The organism is Xanthobacter flavus (genome assembly GCF_017875275.1).
Taxonomy (GTDB): domain Bacteria; phylum Pseudomonadota; class Alphaproteobacteria; order Rhizobiales; family Xanthobacteraceae; genus Xanthobacter; species Xanthobacter flavus_A.
The window spans coordinates 3415798-3433265 of record NZ_JAGGML010000001.1 but is presented as its reverse complement, the minus strand read 5'-3'; the positions used below and the strand labels follow the sequence as shown (position 1 = coordinate 3433265).

Sequence of the window (17468 nt, the reverse complement as noted above, 5' to 3'; positions counted from 1 at the left end):
CTCCGGCCCGATCCATGATCCGCCCCCTCGATGCGCCCCCGTGACGCGCCCCCGTGACGCGCCCCCTTGGCACGGCACGAGAGCCCGGCACGCGTGCGCACGCGCCAGCCGCCCGCTTGAGCGGGCACCGGGCAGCGACAGCGAAGCAGCCGTTTCGGGTGACGCCAGAATTTCCCATCATGGTTAACCTTGAGTTACGCGGCGAAACAAATGCGGCCCAAGATTTCCCGCGCATCCGCCAGCATTCTTGACCTTTCGGCGGAACCCCTCACTGCCCAAGACATTGTCTCCCCGCAGGCAAACGGTATCGGCGAGGGCAAGACGTGCACCATCAGGCGATGGAGGGCGAATATGGGCGCATGCCCCGGGTGTCGGACGAGACGCGGCCTCGGCTGTATCATGTGCCTGCGCGGGCGCTGCCAGACGGCGCGGCGCGGGACGCCCTTCTGAAGCGCATCGCCGCGCTCGGCTTCGACACGCTGCTCCTCGGCTGGCCCTTCCCCGTGGAGCCGCACAGCTGGTTCGCCACCCGGACGCTCGACAGCCTCGCGCAGCCCTTCGATGGTGAGACGCCGGACGCGGCTTTCGCCGATCTCGCCGAAGCGGCTGCCGCCCACGGCCTCGCCTTGTTTCTCGACCTTGCCTGCACCCGCGCCGGCAATGGCGACCTTCTCACGGCCCTGCCGGAGTGCTGGAGCGGCAATGCGCGCGAAGGCGACCCGCGCGTCTCTTCCGCCGCCGCCGGCCACACCGTGACGCTTTCCGACGATGCGGACGCCGACCGCTTCATCGCCTTCTGGTCCGGGCATCTCGACCGCTGGCGGCGCGCCGGCATCAGCGGCGTGCGCTGCCACGATGCCGGCGCGCTGCCCGCCGACATCTGGCGGCGCCTTCTCGGCCCGACGCGCGACGCGGGACTGGTGGCGGTGGGCTGGACGCCCGGGCTGCCGCGCGAGCGGGTGCGCGATCTCGCCTCCGCCTTCGATTTCGTCACCTCTTCCACCGCCTGGTGGGATGGCCGCGCACCCTGGCTGGTGGACGAAGTCAACGCGCTGCGCCCCTACGCGCGGCTGCTCGCCTTCTGCGACGATCCCTTCGGCCAGCGCCTCGCCGCGCGGGTGCCGGAAGCGGCCGCGGAGGCGAGCCACCGCCTTGCGCTGGCCGCCGCCGCGCAGCTTACTGATGGCTGGCTCATGCCCATGGGCTTCGAGCACGGCGCGCGCACGCCCTTCATGGCGGCGCACGACGCTGGCGAAGACTTGGCTGGCGAAGACTTGGCTGACGAAGACTTAATCGCGGCTGAGAGCTTCGACCTTTCCGCCGAGATCGCCGCGCTCAACACGCAGTCGTTCACTGTGCGCCGCCTCCGCCAGCTCACCGCGCCCGGCGCGCCGGCGACGCTGGTCAAGGCCGATGGCCCCGGCGGCGCCCGGCTCCTCGCCTTCAATGCCGACCTGACGCAACCCGCGCCCCTGAGCGCGCGACAGACTGCGGCACGCCTCGGCCTCGCGCTCGCCGGCCCCGTCGCCGACGAACTGCCCCCGGGCGGAACGGCTGCCATGGATCTCTCCCCCACCGCCCCGATCCTCGCTCCGCGCCAGGAGGTTGCCCCCTTCATCGCCGCGCCGCGCATCGCCATCGAGCGGGTGACGCCGAGCGTGGACGGCGGCCGCTTCGCGGTAAAGCGCTGCGTGGGCGACGTGGTGACGGTGGAGGCGGACATTTTCTCCGACGGCCACGAGAAGCTCGCCGCCGAACTGCGCTGGCGCGCGGTGGACGAGAAGACGTGGCAGCGCGTGCCGATGGTGCCCACGGTGAACGACCGCTGGCAGGCGCGTTTTCCGCTTCTGCGCGTCGGCCGCCACGAATTTCTCGTGGAGGCGTGGTGGGACCATTTCGGCACCTTCCGCCGCGATCTCGGCAAGAAGCGCGAGGCCGGTCAGGCTCTGGCGGTGGAGGTTGCCGAAGGGCGAGACTTGCTTGAGACCGCGCAGGAGCGTGCGCCGAAGGCCGTGCGCAGCGTGATCCGCGATCATCTCAAGCGGCTGAAGGGCAGCGAGGCCGCCGCCGTGGAGGCGCTGCTCTCGCCTGCCCTCGCCGCCGCCATGGCCGAGGCCGAGCCGCGCGCCTTCGCCACCGGCGGGCAGCAGCCCTACCCCATCGAATGCGACCGCGAAGCCGCGCAATTCGCCAGCTGGTACGAGCTGTTTCCCCGCTCCGTCACCGACGACGCCACCCGCCACGGCACGCTGCGTGACGTCATCGGGCGGCTGCCGGCCATCAGGGACATGGGCTTCGACGTGCTCTATTTCCCGCCCATCCATCCCATCGGCCGCACCCACCGCAAGGGCCGCAACAATTCGCTCAGCGCCGGCCCGGATGATCCCGGCAGCCCCTATGCCATCGGCGCCGAGGCGGGCGGGCACGAGGCCATCCATCCCGATCTGGGGAGCTTCGAGGATTTCCGCGCGCTCGTCGCGGCGGCACGGGACGAGGGGCTGGAGATCGCGCTCGACTTCGCCATCCAGTGCTCGCCAGACCATCCCTGGCTGAAGGCGCATCCGGACTGGTTCCAGTGGCGGCCGGACGGCACCATCCGCTACGCCGAGAACCCGCCGAAGAAATACGAGGACATCGTCAACGTCGACTTCTATGCCAAGGGCGCGGTGCCGGACCTCTGGCTCGCCTTGCGCGATGTGGTGGAGGGCTGGGTGCGCCTCGGCGTGCGCATCTTCCGGGTGGACAATCCCCACACCAAGCCCTTCCCCTTCTGGGAGTGGCTGATCGCCGACATCCGCAGCCGCGACCCCGGCGTGATCTTCCTCGCCGAGGCCTTCACGCGGCCGAAGCTGATGTATCGCCTGGGCAAGATCGGCTTTTCCCAGTCCTACACCTACTTCACCTGGCGCAATACGAAGGCCGAGCTGCGCGACTATCTGGAAGAGCTGAACCGTGCACCGGCGCGGGACATCTACCGCCCGCACTTCTTCGTCAACACGCCGGACATCAACCCCTATTTCCTCCAGCGCTCGGGCCGCCCCGGCTTCCTCATCCGCGCCGCGCTTGCCTCCATGCTCTCGGGTCTGTGGGGCCTCTATTCCGGCTTCGAACTGTGCGAGGCGGAGCCTGTGCCGGGGAAGGAAGAGTATCTCAACAGCGAGAAATACGAGGTCCGGCCGCGCGACTACGCAGCGCCCGGCAATATCGTCGCCGAGATCACCCGCCTCAACGCCATCCGCCGCGCTTATCCGGCGCTGCAGAGCCATCTCAACGTCACCTTCTACAACGCCTTCGACGATCAGATTCTCTACTTCGGCAAACGCCTGCCCGGCGAGGACGAGATGGTGCTCGTGGCGGTGAGCCTCGATCCCCACGCACCGCGCAGCGCCGCCTTCGAACTCCCCCTGTGGGAATTCGGCCTGCCCGACCATGCCTCCGTGGAGGTCGAGGATTTGTTGCGCGACACCCGTTTCACCTGGACCGGCAAGATGCAGAACCTTCACCTCGACCCGGCCGATTTGCCCTACGCCATCTGGCGCATCCGCCCCGTGGGAGGCGTCGTATGAACGTCCATTCCGCCCCCACCTCTTCCGCGCCGGCCACCACCAGCGACGACGACGCGCTCTGGTACAAGGACGCGGTGATCTACCAATTACATGTGAAGTCCTTCTTCGATGCCAATGACGACGGCATCGGCGACTTCGCGGGGCTGATCTCCAAGCTCGATTACATCGCAAGCCTTGGCGTCACCTGCATCTGGCTGCTGCCCTTCTATCCCTCCCCCCGGCGGGATGACGGCTACGACATTTCCGAATACAAGAACGTCCATCCCGATTACGGGACCATGGCCGACGCGCGCCGCTTCATCCGCGAGGCTCATGCGCGCGGCATGCGGGTCATCACCGAGCTGGTCATCAACCACACCAGCGACCAGCACCCCTGGTTCCAGCGCGCGCGGCAGGCGAAGCCCGGCTCGGCGCACCGCAATTTCTACGTCTGGTCCGACAATGACCACGCCTACGCCGGAACGCGCATCATTTTCCTCGACGCCGAGAAGTCGAACTGGACGTGGGACCCGGTGGCCGGCGCGTATTTCTGGCATCGTTTCTATTCCCACCAGCCCGATCTCAACTTCGACAATCCCGCCGTGCTGAAGGCGGTGCTGGGCGTGATGCGCTTCTGGCTCGATCTCGGCGTGGATGGCCTGAGGCTCGATGCCGTGCCCTATCTGGTGGAGCGCGAGGGCACCTCCAACGAGAATCTGCCCGAGACCCACGCCATCCTGAAGACGATCCGCGCGGAGCTGGACGCCGCCTATCCCGGCCGCCTCCTGCTCGCCGAAGCCAACATGTGGCCGGAGGATACGCAGCAGTATTTCGGCGAGGGCGACGAATGCCACATGGCGTTCCACTTCCCGCTCATGCCGCGCATGTACATGGCGATCGCGCAGGAAGACCGTTTTCCCATCACGGACATCATGCGCCAGACGCCGGATATTCCGGAAAACTGCCAGTGGGCCATCTTCCTGCGCAATCATGACGAGCTGACGCTGGAGATGGTCACCGACAGCGAGCGCGATTACCTCTGGAATTTCTACGCCGCCGACCGGCGCGCCCGCATCAATCTCGGCATCCGCCGCCGCCTCGCGCCCCTGCTCCAGCGCGACCGCCGGCGGGTGGAGCTGATGAAGTCGCTGCTCCTCTCCATGCCCGGCACGCCCGTGATGTATTACGGTGACGAAATCGGCATGGGCGACAACATCTTCCTCGGCGATCGCGACGGCGTGCGCACGCCCATGCAATGGTCGCCGGATCGCAATGGCGGCTTCTCCAAGGCCGACCCCGCGAGCCTCGTGCTGCCGCCCATCCAGGACCCGCTCTACGGCTTCCAGGCCATCAATGTGGAGGCGCAGAGCCGCGACACCCACTCGCTGCTCAACTGGACGCGCAAGCTCCTCTCCGTGCGTCGCGCCCATCCCGCCTTTGGGCGCGGTACGCTGCGCTTTCTCTATCCGAAGAACCGCAAAGTCTTCGCTTATCTGCGCGAACACCAGGGCGAAACGCTGTTGTGCGTCGCCAATCTGTCGCGCTCGCCGCAGGCGGTGGAGGTGGACCTCTCGGAATTTGCCGGCCGCATTCCGCTGGAACTGCTCGGTTCCTCGCCCTTCCCGCCCATCGGCCAACTCACCTATCTGCTGACGCTGCCGCCCTACGGCTTCTACTGGTTCCTCCTCGCCACCGACGCGCAATCGCCGGACTGGCACACACCGGCGCCCGAGGCCATGCCCGAATATCTCACCTTCGTCTTGAAGGGGGCGCCGGAGGAGATGATCACCGCCGCCCACCGCAAGAGCTTCGAGGCCGACGTGTTGCCGGCCTATCTGCCCAAGCGCCGCTGGTTCGCGGGCAAGGCCGATGCGCTCCAATCCGCCCGCGTCGCCATGACGGCACGCCTTGGCAAGAAGCGCGAGCGCGCCTTCGTGATGGTGGAGACCAAGCGGGCCGGCGGATCGGACCTCTACCAGATTCCCGTGGGCATCTCCTGGGATGACGAGGCCGGCCAGTCCCTGCCCCAGCAGCTCGCCCTGGCCCGCGTGCGGCGCGGGCGGCGCACCGGCTATCTCACCGATGCATTCGCGCTGCCCGAGTTCGCCGCCGACGTGATGGAGCTCATCGCCGCCAATGGCGAGGTTCCAAGCTCGCAAGGCCGCATCGTTTTCCGCCGAACGGAGGCTTTCGATCCCGCAGCGACGCCCGAGGGTGCCCCGGTGCGATTTCTTTCGGCGGAACAGTCCAATTCTTCTCTCATCTACGGCGACAAGGCCATTCTGAAGTTGTTCCGCCGCATCACGCCCGGCATCCATCCCGAGGCGGAGATGAGCCGGGCGCTCACGGAGCGGGGCTTCGCCAACACGGCGACGCTGCTGGGCGAGATCGTGCACGAGCCGGAGGGCGGCGCGCCGCAGGTGCTCGCGGTGCTCCAGGCCTATGTGGCCGGCGAGGGCGATGCCTGGACCTTCACCCTCTCATTTCTCCAGCGCGCCGCCGACGAGATCGGTCACGAGGTGGACCATGAGGGCAGCCAGCAGGAAGACCTCATCGCTCCCTATCTGCGCTTCACCGAGCATCTGGGCCTGCACCTCGGCGAGATGCACCGGCTGCTCGCCGCGGACACCGAAGACCCGGCCTTCTCGCCCGAGCCCGCCGGCCGCGCGGCGCTGGACGCCTGGCGCAGCCGCATCGGCGGGCGCATCGACGCCGCGCTGAACGGGCTTGCCGACCGCCTCGACACCCTTGCCGAGCGTGACCGCGAAAAAGCGGCCTGCATCCTCGACCGGCGCGCCGCACTGACCACCGAGATCGAGCGGCTCATCGCTGCCGGCGAAGGCGCCCGGCTGCATCGCATCCACGGCGATTTCCATCTGGGACAGGTGCTGGTGGCGCAGGGCGACGCGGTCATCATCGATTTCGAGGGCGAGCCCGCTTTGCCGGTGGAGGCCCGCCGCGCCAAGGACAGCGGATGGCGGGACGTGGCCGGCATCCTGCGCTCGCTGGATTATGCCGTGCGCGCCCGCCGCCGCCCCTCGCAGGCGGCCGGCGACGCCAATTTCGGCCGCCTCGCGGATCTCTTCCAGGCACGCATCCCGCAGGCCTTGCTCGACGCCTATCGCCGGGGCGCCGGCATCGAAGCTGGCGGCGCGGAGGCGAAGCGCGACGAGGCCTTGCTGCGCCTCTTCCTCCTGGAGAAGGCGGCCTATGAGGTGACCTACGAAATGGACAATCGGCCGGACTGGCTCCCCATCGCCCTCGGCAGCCTCGCCCGCCTCGTCTCCGATCTGGCGCCGGATGCCCGCGCATGAACCACGTTCATATGAGCCGCGTGCCGCCGCTCGACCCCGCCATTCTCGATCAGCTCGCGAGCGGGCGGCTGGAAGACCCCTTCGCCGTGCTCGGCCCGCACGAGGGGCCGCACGGCCGCTTCGTGCGCGTGTTCGTGCCGGGCGCGCAGGCGGTGGCGGTGCGGCCGAAGGCGGGATCGCAGACGCTGTTTCTGGAACAGGGACCCGTCGAAGGCTTGTTCTGCGGCCCGCTGCCGGAAGGCGCCTATGCGCTGTCCATTCAGTGGGGCGAGACAACGCAGGAGACGGAGGACCCTTACGCGTTCGGCCTGCTGCTCGGCGATCTCGACCTGCATCTCTTCTCCGAAGGCCGCCACTTCCGCCTCACGGATGCGCTCGGCGCAGCGCCGGTGACGGTGGAGGGCGTTGCCGGCACGCGCTTCGCCGTGTGGGCGCCCAATGCGCGGCGCGTGAGCGTGGTGGGCGATTTCAACGGCTGGGATGGCCGCCGCCATGCCATGCGGCGGCGCGGCGCCAGCGGCGTGTTCGAAATCTTCATTCCCCGCGTTGGCCCCGGCGCGCTCTACAAATACGAGATCCTCGGGCCGGATGGCGCGCGCCTGCCGCTGAAGGCGGACCCGGTGGCGCGGGCGACGCAGCTGCCGCCTCAGACGGCCTCCGTGGTGCCGACGCCGCGCGTTCACCGCTGGCGCGACAGCGCCTATATGGCCGCACGCGCCGCGCGCAACGCGCCCTCCGCGCCCATCAGCATCTATGAGGTGCATGCCGGCTCGTGGCTGCGCGATCCGGCGACGGGGGAGCCGCTCTCCTGGCTCGGCCTCGCCGAGCGGCTGGTGCCTTATGTGAAGGACCTCGGCTTCACCCATGTGGAGCTGCTGCCGGTGACGGAGCATCCCTTCACCGGCTCGTGGGGCTATCAGCCCCTCGGCCTCTTCGCACCCTCCCGCCGCTTCGGCGAGCCGGAGGATTTCGCCGCCTTCGTCGATGCCTGCCACCGCGCGGACATCGGGGTCATCATCGATTTCGTGCCGGCGCATTTCCCGTCCGACGCCCACGGCCTCGCCCATTTCGACGGCACCGCGCTCTATGAGCATGCCGACCCGCGCGAGGGCTTCCATCAGGATTGGAACACGCTGATCTACAACCTCGGCCGACGCGAGGTGGCGGGCTTCCTCATCGCCTCGGCGCTCCACTGGCTGGAGCATTTCCACGTGGACGGGCTGCGGGTGGATGCGGTCGCCTCCATGCTCTACCGCGACTACAGCCGGAAGGCCGGCGAGTGGATCCCCAACCGCTTCGGCGGGCGGGAAAATCTGGAATCCGTGGACTTCCTGCGCCACCTCAATGCGGTGGTGGCGGAGCGTTGCCCCGGCGCCATCACGCTGGCCGAGGAATCCACCGCATGGCCCGGCGTCAGCCGGCCCACCGAGGAGGGCGGCCTCGGTTTTTCCTACAAGTGGAACATGGGGTGGATGCACGACACGCTCCATTACATGGCGCGCGAGCCCATCTATCGCCGCCACCACCATGGCGAGCTGACCTTCTCCCTCGTCTACGCCTTCTCCGAGCGCTTCGTTCTGCCCCTCTCCCATGACGAGGTGGTGCACGGGAAGGGCTCGCTCATCGGCAAGATGCCGGGCGACACCTGGCAGAAGCGGGCGAACCTCAGGGCGCTGCTCGGCCTCATGTGGACCCATCCCGGCAAGAAGCTGCTCTTCATGGGCGGGGAGATCGGGCAGGAGCGCGAGTGGAGCCACGACCGGGAGATCGACTGGTTCCTGCTGGATGATCCCGCCCATCGCGGCATCCAGAGCCTCGTGCGCGACCTCAATCGCACCTATCGCGAATGGCCCGCGCTGCATGCGCTCGATGACCAGCCCGAGGGCTTCCGCTGGATTGTCGGCGATGACGCGGAGAACAGCGTCCTCTCCTTCCTGCGCCTCGCCCCCGATGCAGCGCCGGTTCTGGCGGTCATCAACCTCACGCCGGTGCCCCGGCAGGGCTACCGCATCGGGGTGCCCCATGCCGGCCGCTGGCGCGAGGTGCTGAACTCGGACGCCCCCCTCTATGGCGGCTCCGGCATGGGCAATTACGGCGGCGTCGAAACGCGGGACGCGCCCGCCCACGGCGAAGGCCAGAGCCTCGACCTCACACTCCCCCCCCTCTCCACCCTCCTCTTCGTACATGCGGGAGAACACTGATGGCGTGGCCGGATCGGCTTGAGAGCGGACAGCCCTATCCGCTCGGCGCGACGTGGGACGGGCTGGGGGCGAATTTCGCCGTCTTCTCCGCCAATGCGGACGGCATCGACCTCTGCCTGTTCGACCCCTCCGGCCGGCGGGAGATTGCCCGCATGCCGCTGCCGGAATGCACCGACGAGGTGTGGCACGGCTATCTGCCCAACGCCCATCTGGGCCTCCTCTACGGCTTTCGCGCCCACGGCCGCTACGAGCCGGAGGACGGCCACCGCTTCAACCCGCACAAACTCTTGCTCGACCCCTATGCCCGCCAGGTCGCGGGACAGGTGCAATGGTCGGATGCGCTGTTCGGCTATCGCGTCGCCTCCGGCCGGGGCGACCTCTCCTATGACCGGCGCGACAGCGCCGTGGCCATGCCCAAGGCCGTGCTGGTGGACGACAGCTTCTCCTGGGGTGACGACCGCCCGCCGCAGACGCCGTGGTCGGACACGGTGATCTATGAGGCCCATGTGCGCGGCCTCTCCATGCTGCGCGAGGACGTGCTGCCCTACCAGCGCGGCACCTTCGCCGCCCTCGCCCATCCCGCCTTCATCGAGCATGTGAAGCGCATGGGGGTGACGGCGGTGGAGCTGCTGCCCGTCCACGGCTTCGTGCAGGACCGATATCTGGTCTCACAGGGGCTCAAGAATTACTGGGGCTACAACACCCTCTCCTTCTTCGCGCCGGAGCCGCGCTATCTCTCCGCCGGCGACCGCAACGAGTTCAAGGTGGCCATCCGCCGGCTGCACGCGGCCGGGCTCGAAGTCATCCTCGACGTGGTCTACAACCACACCGCCGAGGGCAGCGAACTCGGCCCGACGCTGAGCTTCCGCGGCCTCGACAACCGCTCCTACTACCGGCTGGTGAAGGACGAGCCGCGCTACTGCATCAACGACACCGGCACCGGCAACACGCTGAACATCTCCCATCCGCGTGTGCTGCAGATGGTGATGGATTCCCTGCGCTACTGGGTGACCCATTATCGCATCGACGGCTTCCGCTTCGATCTCGGCGTCACGCTCGGCCGCGAGGAATACGGCTTCGACCCCGGCTCCGGCTTCTTCGACGTGCTGCGGCAGGACCCGGTGCTCTCCCGCGTGAAGCTGATTTCCGAGCCCTGGGACATCGGCCCCGGCGGCTACCAGTTGGGCCACCATCCGCCGGGCTTCGCCGAGTGGAACGACCGCTTCCGCGACAATGTCCGCCGCTTCTGGCGGGGCGATGCGGGGCAGCGCGCGGAGCTGGCGGCGCGGCTGTCCGGCTCCGGCGACATCTTCGACCGGCGCGCCCGGCGGCCCTGGGCCTCGGTGAACTTCATCGCCTCCCACGACGGCTTCACGCTGAAGGACATCGTCTCCTATTCCGAGCGCCACAACGCCGCCAATGGCGAGGACAATCGCGACGGCCACTCGGGAAACTATTCCGCCAACTGGGGCGCCGAGGGCCCGACCGACAATCCCGAAATCCGCGAGCGACGCGCCCGGCTGGAGCGGGCCATGCTCGCCACCGTCTTCCTCGCCTTGGGCACGCCCATGCTGCTCGCCGGCGACGAGTTCGGCCGCACGCAGAACGGCAACAACAACGCCTATTGCCAGGACAACGAGATCTCCTGGATCGACTGGTCGCTGCTGGAGGGGCCGGACGGGCAGATCCTGTCCGATTTCGTCGCCGCCCTCGCCAAGGCGCGCCACGATTATCCCCTCCTGCGCTGCCGCTCCTTCCTCTATGGCGATCGCGAGCTGGCGCCCGGCATCACCGATATCGCCTGGTTCGACGAGAAGGCGCAAACCCCTTCACCCGACGACTGGAACGCGGCGGAGGCCCGCCTCCTCACCCTGCGCCGGGCCGCCCACGGAGACGACGGCACCATCTGCGTCATGACGCTGATGCTGAACGCCACCCACGAGCCGCGCAGCTTCCGCATTCCCCCGCCGACGCCGGTGATCCTGATGATCGACAGCGCCAATCCCGGCGCGCCGGAAATGCTGGTGGAGAGCGAGGAGGTGGAGGTGGCGCCCCAGTCGCTCGTTCTCTTGCGCGGGCGCATTTCCGGGGGCGGTGCATGAGCGGGGCGCGGGACGACACCACGACCGCCTTCGGCCCTGTTCTCACCCCCAACGGCACGCGGTTCCGCCTGTGGGCACCGGGCGCTGACGGCATCGAGCTGGAGCTGTCCAGCGGCACGCGCCTCGCCATGGCGCCGCGCGGGGGCGGTTGGTTCGCGGTCGAGGCGCCGGTGGGGCCGGGCACGCGCTACCGCTTCCACCTGCCGGACGGTACCGCCTTTCCTGATCCCGCGTCGCGCGCGCAGGCGGAGGACGTCCACGGCTTCAGCCTCGTCACCGATCCCGAGGCTTATCGCTGGTGCACGGACTGGCGCGGGAGGCCGTGGCACGAGGCGGTGATCCTGGAGGTTCACGCAGGCATCTGCGGCGGCTTTGCGGGCGTGGCAGCGAAAATTCCAGCGTGGGCCGCTCTGGGCATAACGGCCGTGGAGCTGATGCCCATCGCGGCCTTTCCCGGCACACGCAACTGGGGATACGACGGTGTGCTGCCCTTCGCCCCGGCCGCCGCCTACGGCACGCCGGACGAGCTGAAAGCGCTCATCGACACTGCCCACGCGCACGGCGTGATGATGCTGCTCGACGTGGTCTACAACCACTTCGGGCCGGACGGGAATTATCTCGGCCTCTATGCCCCCGACTTCTTCCATCCCGAGCAGGCGACCCCGTGGGGGCCGGCGGTGGCGTTCGACCGGCCGGAGGTGAGTCGCTTCTTCCTCGAAAATGCGCTGATGTGGATCGAGGAGTTCCGGTTCGACGGGCTGCGGCTCGATGCCGTCCACGCCATCCTGCCGCCCGAGGCGCTCGCCGCCCTCGGCCGCGATATCCGCGCACACCTGCCGGCGGATCGCCATGTGCATCTGGTGCTGGAGAACGAGCACAACGACGCGGCCCTGCTGCCGCGCCCGTTCGATGCCCAGTGGAACGACGATATCCACCATTGCCTCCATGTGCTGCTGACCGGCGAGCGGGAGGCCTATTACGGCGACTTCGCCGACGCCCCGTCCGCCCGCCTCGCCCGCTGCCTCTCCGAAGGCTTCGCTTATCAGGGCGAGATGGCGCCGAACCTCGGCCGCGCACGCGGCACGCAAAGTGGCCATCTTCCGCCCACCGCCTTCGTGTCCTTCGTCCAGAACCACGACCAGATCGGCAACCGCGCCTTCGGCGAGCGGCTTCTCGCGCTGGCCGATCCCGACAGCGTGCGCGCGGCGCTGGCGCTGGTGCTGCTCGCACCGCAGATTCCCATGCTGTTCATGGGCGAGGAGATCGGTACGCGCACGCCCTTCCTCTTCTTCACGGACCATGCCGAGGGGCTCGCGGACCTCGTGCGCGAGGGCCGGCGCGCGGAATTCGCCCGCTTTTCCGCCTTCTCCGATCCGGCGCGCCGCGCCACCATCCCGGACCCGAATGCGGAGACGACCTTCACCGCCTCCATCCCCGCGCCGCCGCCCGATGCGGAGGAGTGGGAAGCGTTCGTGGAGGACATGATCGCCGCCCGCCACACGCATGTGATCCCGCGCCTTGAAGGCGCGGTCAGCCTCGGCGCGCAGGCCGTGTCCGAGCACGCCGTCGTCGCGCGCTGGCGCATGGGCGACGGCGTGGTGCTGACGCTGGCGGCGAACTTCGGCGCGGAGCCCTGCCCCGCCGAATTGCCGGCGGCGCTCACCCTCATCGCGTCGAGCGGCGCCGTGGACGATTTCGCCATTCCGCCGCGCGCCACCCTCGCCTTCCTCGAAAGCGAAGCTGAATGACGGCGCCCCGCCGGCCCGCCCCCTCGCCCATCGAGACACTGGCTCAGGCGGCCGGCGTCTCCATCCAATGGGCGGACGCCTTCGAGCGCCCGCACCGCGTGCCTCCCGAAACGCTCGAGCGCGTGCTCACCGCTCTCGGCCACCCCTGCGGAACGTCCGCCGACATCGCGCGCGCCCTCGCCGCCCTTCAGGCACCGCCCGGCCTTCCCGGGCTGATGACCGCCGACGCGGGACGCGAGGTGGTGCTGCCGGGCATCGTGCCGTCGGTGCCCGTGGAGCTGGAAGGGGAGACGCCCCGCCGCCTCATCCTGCGGCCGCATCGGGAGGGCTCCGTCTTCACCGCGCCCAAAGAGCCCGGCTACCACGTGCTGCGCATCGGATCGCAGAGCGTGCGGCTCGCCGTGGCGCCCCATAGCGCGCCCTCGGTCGCGGAACGCACCGGCCGTGCGCGGGCCTTCGGCGTGGCGGCGCAGGTCTATGGCCTGCGGCAGGCGGGGGATGGCGGCATCGGCCATCTCGGCGCCGTCGCGGCGCTGGCCGAGCGGCTGGCCGGCTTCGGCGCGCACGCGGTCGCGCTGAGCCCGCTGCACGCCCTGTTCTCCGCCGCGCCCGAGCGCTTCAGCCCGTATGCGCCCTCCAGCCGGCTCGCCCTCAACCCCCTCCTTGCCGATACCGCCGCGCTGTTCCCCGGACGCGGGATCGAGGATGCGCCCGAGGACGAGGACGGGTTCATCGACTGGCCCCGCGCGGCCCGGCGCAAGCTCGCGCATCTGCGCCGGCTGTTCGACACGCTGGACACCTTCCCCGACGGCGCCGGGGGATTTGCCGCCTTCGCCGCCCAGCCCGGCGACGACCTCGCCCGCCATGCGCTGTTCGAGGCGCTGCATGCCGCCATGATGGCGGAGGGCCACGGCCCCGACTGGCGCCGCTGGCCGGCCCCGCTGCGCGATCCGGATGGCCCGGCCGTCGCGGAGTTCGCCTCCGCACGCGTGGAGGAGGTGCGCTTCCATCTCTTCCTGCAATGGCTCGCCGGGCGGAGCCTTGCCGATGCGCAGGCCCGCGCGCGGGCGGCCGGCATGGGCATCGGCCTCATCGCGGACCTCGCCGTGGGGCTCGATCCCGCCGGCGGGCAGGCGTGGAGCCGGCCGGGCGATCTCCTCGCCGGCCTCGCCATCGGCGCACCGCCGGACCTCATCAATATCGCCGGGCAGAACTGGGGCCTCACCGCCATCTCGCCCACGGCGCTCGCGGCGCTCAATTTTGAACCGTTCCTCGCCGCCATCCGCGCGGCGCTGCGCCATGCCGGCGGGGTGCGCATCGACCACATCCTCGGCCTGCGCCGCCTGTGGCTGGTGCCCGATGGCGCGGGGGCCGGAGAGGGCGCCTATCTCACCTATCCGCTTGAGGATCTGCTGCGGCTCGTCGCCATCGAGGCCCACGCCCACGGCGCCATCGCCATCGGCGAGGATCTCGGCACGGTGCCGGAAGGCCTGCGCGAGGAGATGTCGGCGCGCGGCATCCTCGGCATGCGCGTGCTGCCCTTCGAGCGCGACGCGGACTGCGGATTTCTGCCGCCGGAGGACTGGCAGCGCGAGGCAGCGGCCATGACCTCCACCCACGATCTGCCCACCATCGCCGGCTGGTGGGCGGGGCGTGACCTCCACTGGCGCGCCCGCATCGCCGCCTGCGACGTGGCCGCCGAAGCCCTCACCGCGCGCGACGGCGAGCGCGCGGCCTTCGCGGCGGCGGCGGCCGAGACGGGCATCGCGCCGACCCTCGACAATGCGGACGACGCGGTGGACGCCGCCATCGCCTATGTGGCGCGGAGCACGTGCGACCTCGCGATCATCCCGCTGGAAGACCTCCTCGGCCTCGACGAAAGCCCCAATCTGCCGGGTACGGTGGACGAGCACCCCAACTGGCGCCGCCGCATGGCCGCGCCGGAGGGCGACCTCCTCGCCGCGCCGAAGGTGAAGGCCCGCCTCTCCCTCCTCCAGCTGACCCGCGGCGAAGGGGCCGCCGAGCAATGACCTCCGCCATCCCCCGCGCCACCTATCGCCTGCAATTCCACAAGGGCTTCACCTTCGACGACGGCGCCGCATTGGTGCCCTATCTCGCCGACCTCGGCATCAGCCACGTCTATGCCTCGCCCATCCTGAAGGCGCGGGCGGGCTCGACCCATTGCTACGATGTGGTGGACCCGGCCCTCGTCAATCCGGAACTCGGCGGCGAAGACGGCCTCAAGCGCCTGGTAGCCGCACTGCGCGGCCGCGGCATGGGCCTGGTGGTAGACATCGTGCCCAACCACATGGGCGTCGGCGGCGACGAGAATCCCTATTGGCTGGACGTGCTGCGCAACGGGCGCGAGAGCCCCTTCGCGGCCATGTTCGACATCGACTTCGACGCCGGCGGCGGGCGGCTGCGCGCGCCCTTCCTCGGCGCGCCCTATCACGAGGTGCTTGCCAGCGGCGATCTCAAGCTGGTGCGCGACGCCGAGGCCGGCTGGGCGGTGCGTTACTTCCACCACCTGTTCCCGCTGCGGCCGGAGGATGCCGAGGCGTTGGAGGCCGATCCCGCCGCCGCCAGCGGCCTGGCCGGGGAGGAGGCCGCCCGGCATCTCCACGCGCTGCTGGAGCGCCAGCATTATCGCCTCGCCTTCTGGCGCACGGCGCCGGACGCCATCAACTGGCGCCGCTTCTTCGACGTGACGGAGCTTGCCGCCCTCCGCGCCGATGCGCCCGGTGTGTTCGAGCGCACCCACGCCACGGTGCTGGACCTTTACGCCCAGGGCCTCATCGACGGCCTGCGCGTGGACCATGTGGACGGCCTCGCCGATCCCGGTTCCTATTGCCGCCGGCTTCGGACAGAGCTTTCGGCGCGGGAGGCGATGCGGCCGGCGGCGCTGCGCGGGCGCGCCTGGCTGGTGGTGGAGAAGATCCTTGCCGCCGGCGAGAGCCTCGATGCCAGTTGGGAGGTGGACGGCACCACCGGCTACGACTTCATGGAGGAGGTGAGCCGCCTCATCCACGACGCCGCCGGCTTCGAGCGCCTCACGGCCCACTGGGCCGCCCGCACCGGCCGCCCCGCCGCCTTCTCCACCGAGGAAGAGGCGGCGCGGCGCGAGATCATCGCCCGGTCCTTCACCGCCCCGCTGGAGACCGCGGTGGATGCCCTCGCCGCCCTCGCCGCCGCCGATCTTGCCGACCGGGACCGGCCGCGCCCGGCGCTCCGGCGCTGCCTGATCGAAATCCTCGTCCACTTCCCCCGCTATCGCACCTATGCCGCCGGCACGGGCGAGACGGGAGAGGACGCGCTCCACGCGGCCATCGCGGCGGCGCGCGGGAGCGCCTTTCCCGGTGATGAATGGCATCTCGACCGGATCGGCGACTGGCTCGGCCCCCTCGCCCCGGACGCGCCCCACGCCGACCTGCGGCGCGCCGCCATCACCCGCTTCGAGCAGCTCTCCTCGCCGGTGGCCGCGAAATCGGTGGAGGATACGGCCTTCTACCGCTACGGCCCCCTGCTCTCGCGCAACGAGGTGGGCTCGAACCCCGCCACGGGCGGCGGCAGCGTCGCCGACTGGCACCGGACCGCCGGGGCGCGGGCGGAAGATTGGCCCTTCGCCATGCTGGCGAGCGCCACCCACGACCACAAGCGTGGCGAGGATGTGCGCGCGCGCCTCTCCATCCTGAGCGAATGCGCGGACCTGTGGATCGCCCTCCTCGACCGCTGGCTGGCGGCGCTCAAGGAACGGGCGCCCGCAGTGGACGCGGCCGATCGCATCATGCTCTTGGAAACGCTGGTGGGCGCCTGGCCGGACGATGCCGCCGACATGGAGAGCTTCCTCGCCCGCGTCGAGGGCTGGCAGATGAAGGCGCTGCGCGAGGCCAAGCGCGCGACATCGTGGGACCGGCCGGACGAGGCCTTCGAAGCCGAGGCGCAGGGCCTCGCCCGCTTCATCCTCACCGCGCCCGAGGGGGCGGACATGCGGCGGGAAATCTCCCGCTTCGTGGATCTCCTGCGCCGGGCGGCGGAGGCGAAGGGGCTGGTGGCGAGCGTGCTCAAGCTCACCGCCCCCGGCATTCCCGACATCTATCAGGGCACGGAATTTCTCGACCTCTCGCTGGTAGACCCGGACAACCGACGCCCGGTGGATTTCGTCCGCCGCCGCGCCGCGCTCGCCGCCCCTGCTGCAAGCGCCGACGGCCGCAAGCAGTGTCTAATCCAAGTGCTGCTGAGGCTTCGGGCAGAGGCACCGGAGCTGTTCCTCGGCGACTATCTTAAGCTGGAGCTGGGTGGCACGCTGCCCATGGTGGGCTTCCTCCGCACAAGCGGAGGAAAGGCGCTGCTGGTGCTCTGCCCCGGGCGGACGTTCGAGCAGGTGACGCCTGCCGGAGGTCTCGATCCGCGCGTGTGGCAGGCGATGGGCGTTGCGCTGCCGGACGGCTTCCGCTGGCGCTTCGCGCTGCCCGGGCTCTCCAGCGATCTCACCTCCGCCGCCGATCTCGCCGCCAACTCGCAATGGCCCTTCGCTGTCCTCACCGGCGACAGCGACTGA

General features: G+C 69.7%; 7 protein-coding genes. All 7 read left to right on the top strand.

Going from position 1 to position 17468, the window contains the following annotated elements; genetic code table 11:
• The first annotated feature begins 323 nt into the window (after nt 1-323).
• The 7 genes from J2126_RS25805 to treY are packed head-to-tail and all read left to right on the top strand — an operon-like array spanning nt 324 to nt 17468.
• Nucleotides 324-3566 (top strand): maltotransferase domain-containing protein, encoded by a 3243-nt coding sequence (locus J2126_RS25805; protein ID WP_209487937.1) that lies wholly within the window; start codon nt 324-326, stop codon nt 3564-3566.
• Complete coding sequence (gene treS, locus J2126_RS16275; RefSeq protein WP_209487936.1) at nt 3563-6859, top strand: maltose alpha-D-glucosyltransferase; 3297 nt, start codon at nt 3563-3565, stop codon at nt 6857-6859. Before J2126_RS25805 ends, treS begins: the two co-directional genes overlap by 4 nt.
• Complete coding sequence (glgB, locus tag J2126_RS16270) at nt 6856-9060, top strand: 1,4-alpha-glucan branching protein GlgB (protein WP_432445342.1); 2205 nt, start codon at nt 6856-6858, stop codon at nt 9058-9060. Before treS ends, glgB begins: the two co-directional genes overlap by 4 nt.
• Nucleotides 9060-11162, top strand: a complete 2103-nt coding sequence (gene glgX, locus J2126_RS16265; protein WP_209487935.1) for a glycogen debranching protein GlgX — start codon at nt 9060-9062, stop codon at nt 11160-11162. Before glgB ends, glgX begins: the two co-directional genes overlap by 1 nt.
• Complete coding sequence (gene treZ, locus J2126_RS16260; RefSeq protein WP_209487934.1) at nt 11159-12910, top strand: malto-oligosyltrehalose trehalohydrolase; 1752 nt, start codon at nt 11159-11161, stop codon at nt 12908-12910. The genes glgX and treZ overlap by 4 nt, the downstream gene beginning before the upstream one ends.
• Nucleotides 12907-14940 (top strand): 4-alpha-glucanotransferase, encoded by a 2034-nt coding sequence (gene malQ / locus J2126_RS16255; RefSeq protein WP_209487933.1) that lies wholly within the window; start codon nt 12907-12909, stop codon nt 14938-14940. Before treZ ends, malQ begins: the two co-directional genes overlap by 4 nt.
• On the top strand, nt 14937-17468 hold the full coding sequence (gene treY, locus J2126_RS16250) for a malto-oligosyltrehalose synthase (RefSeq protein ID WP_209487932.1): 2532 nt from the start codon (nt 14937-14939) through the stop codon (nt 17466-17468). The genes malQ and treY overlap by 4 nt, the downstream gene beginning before the upstream one ends.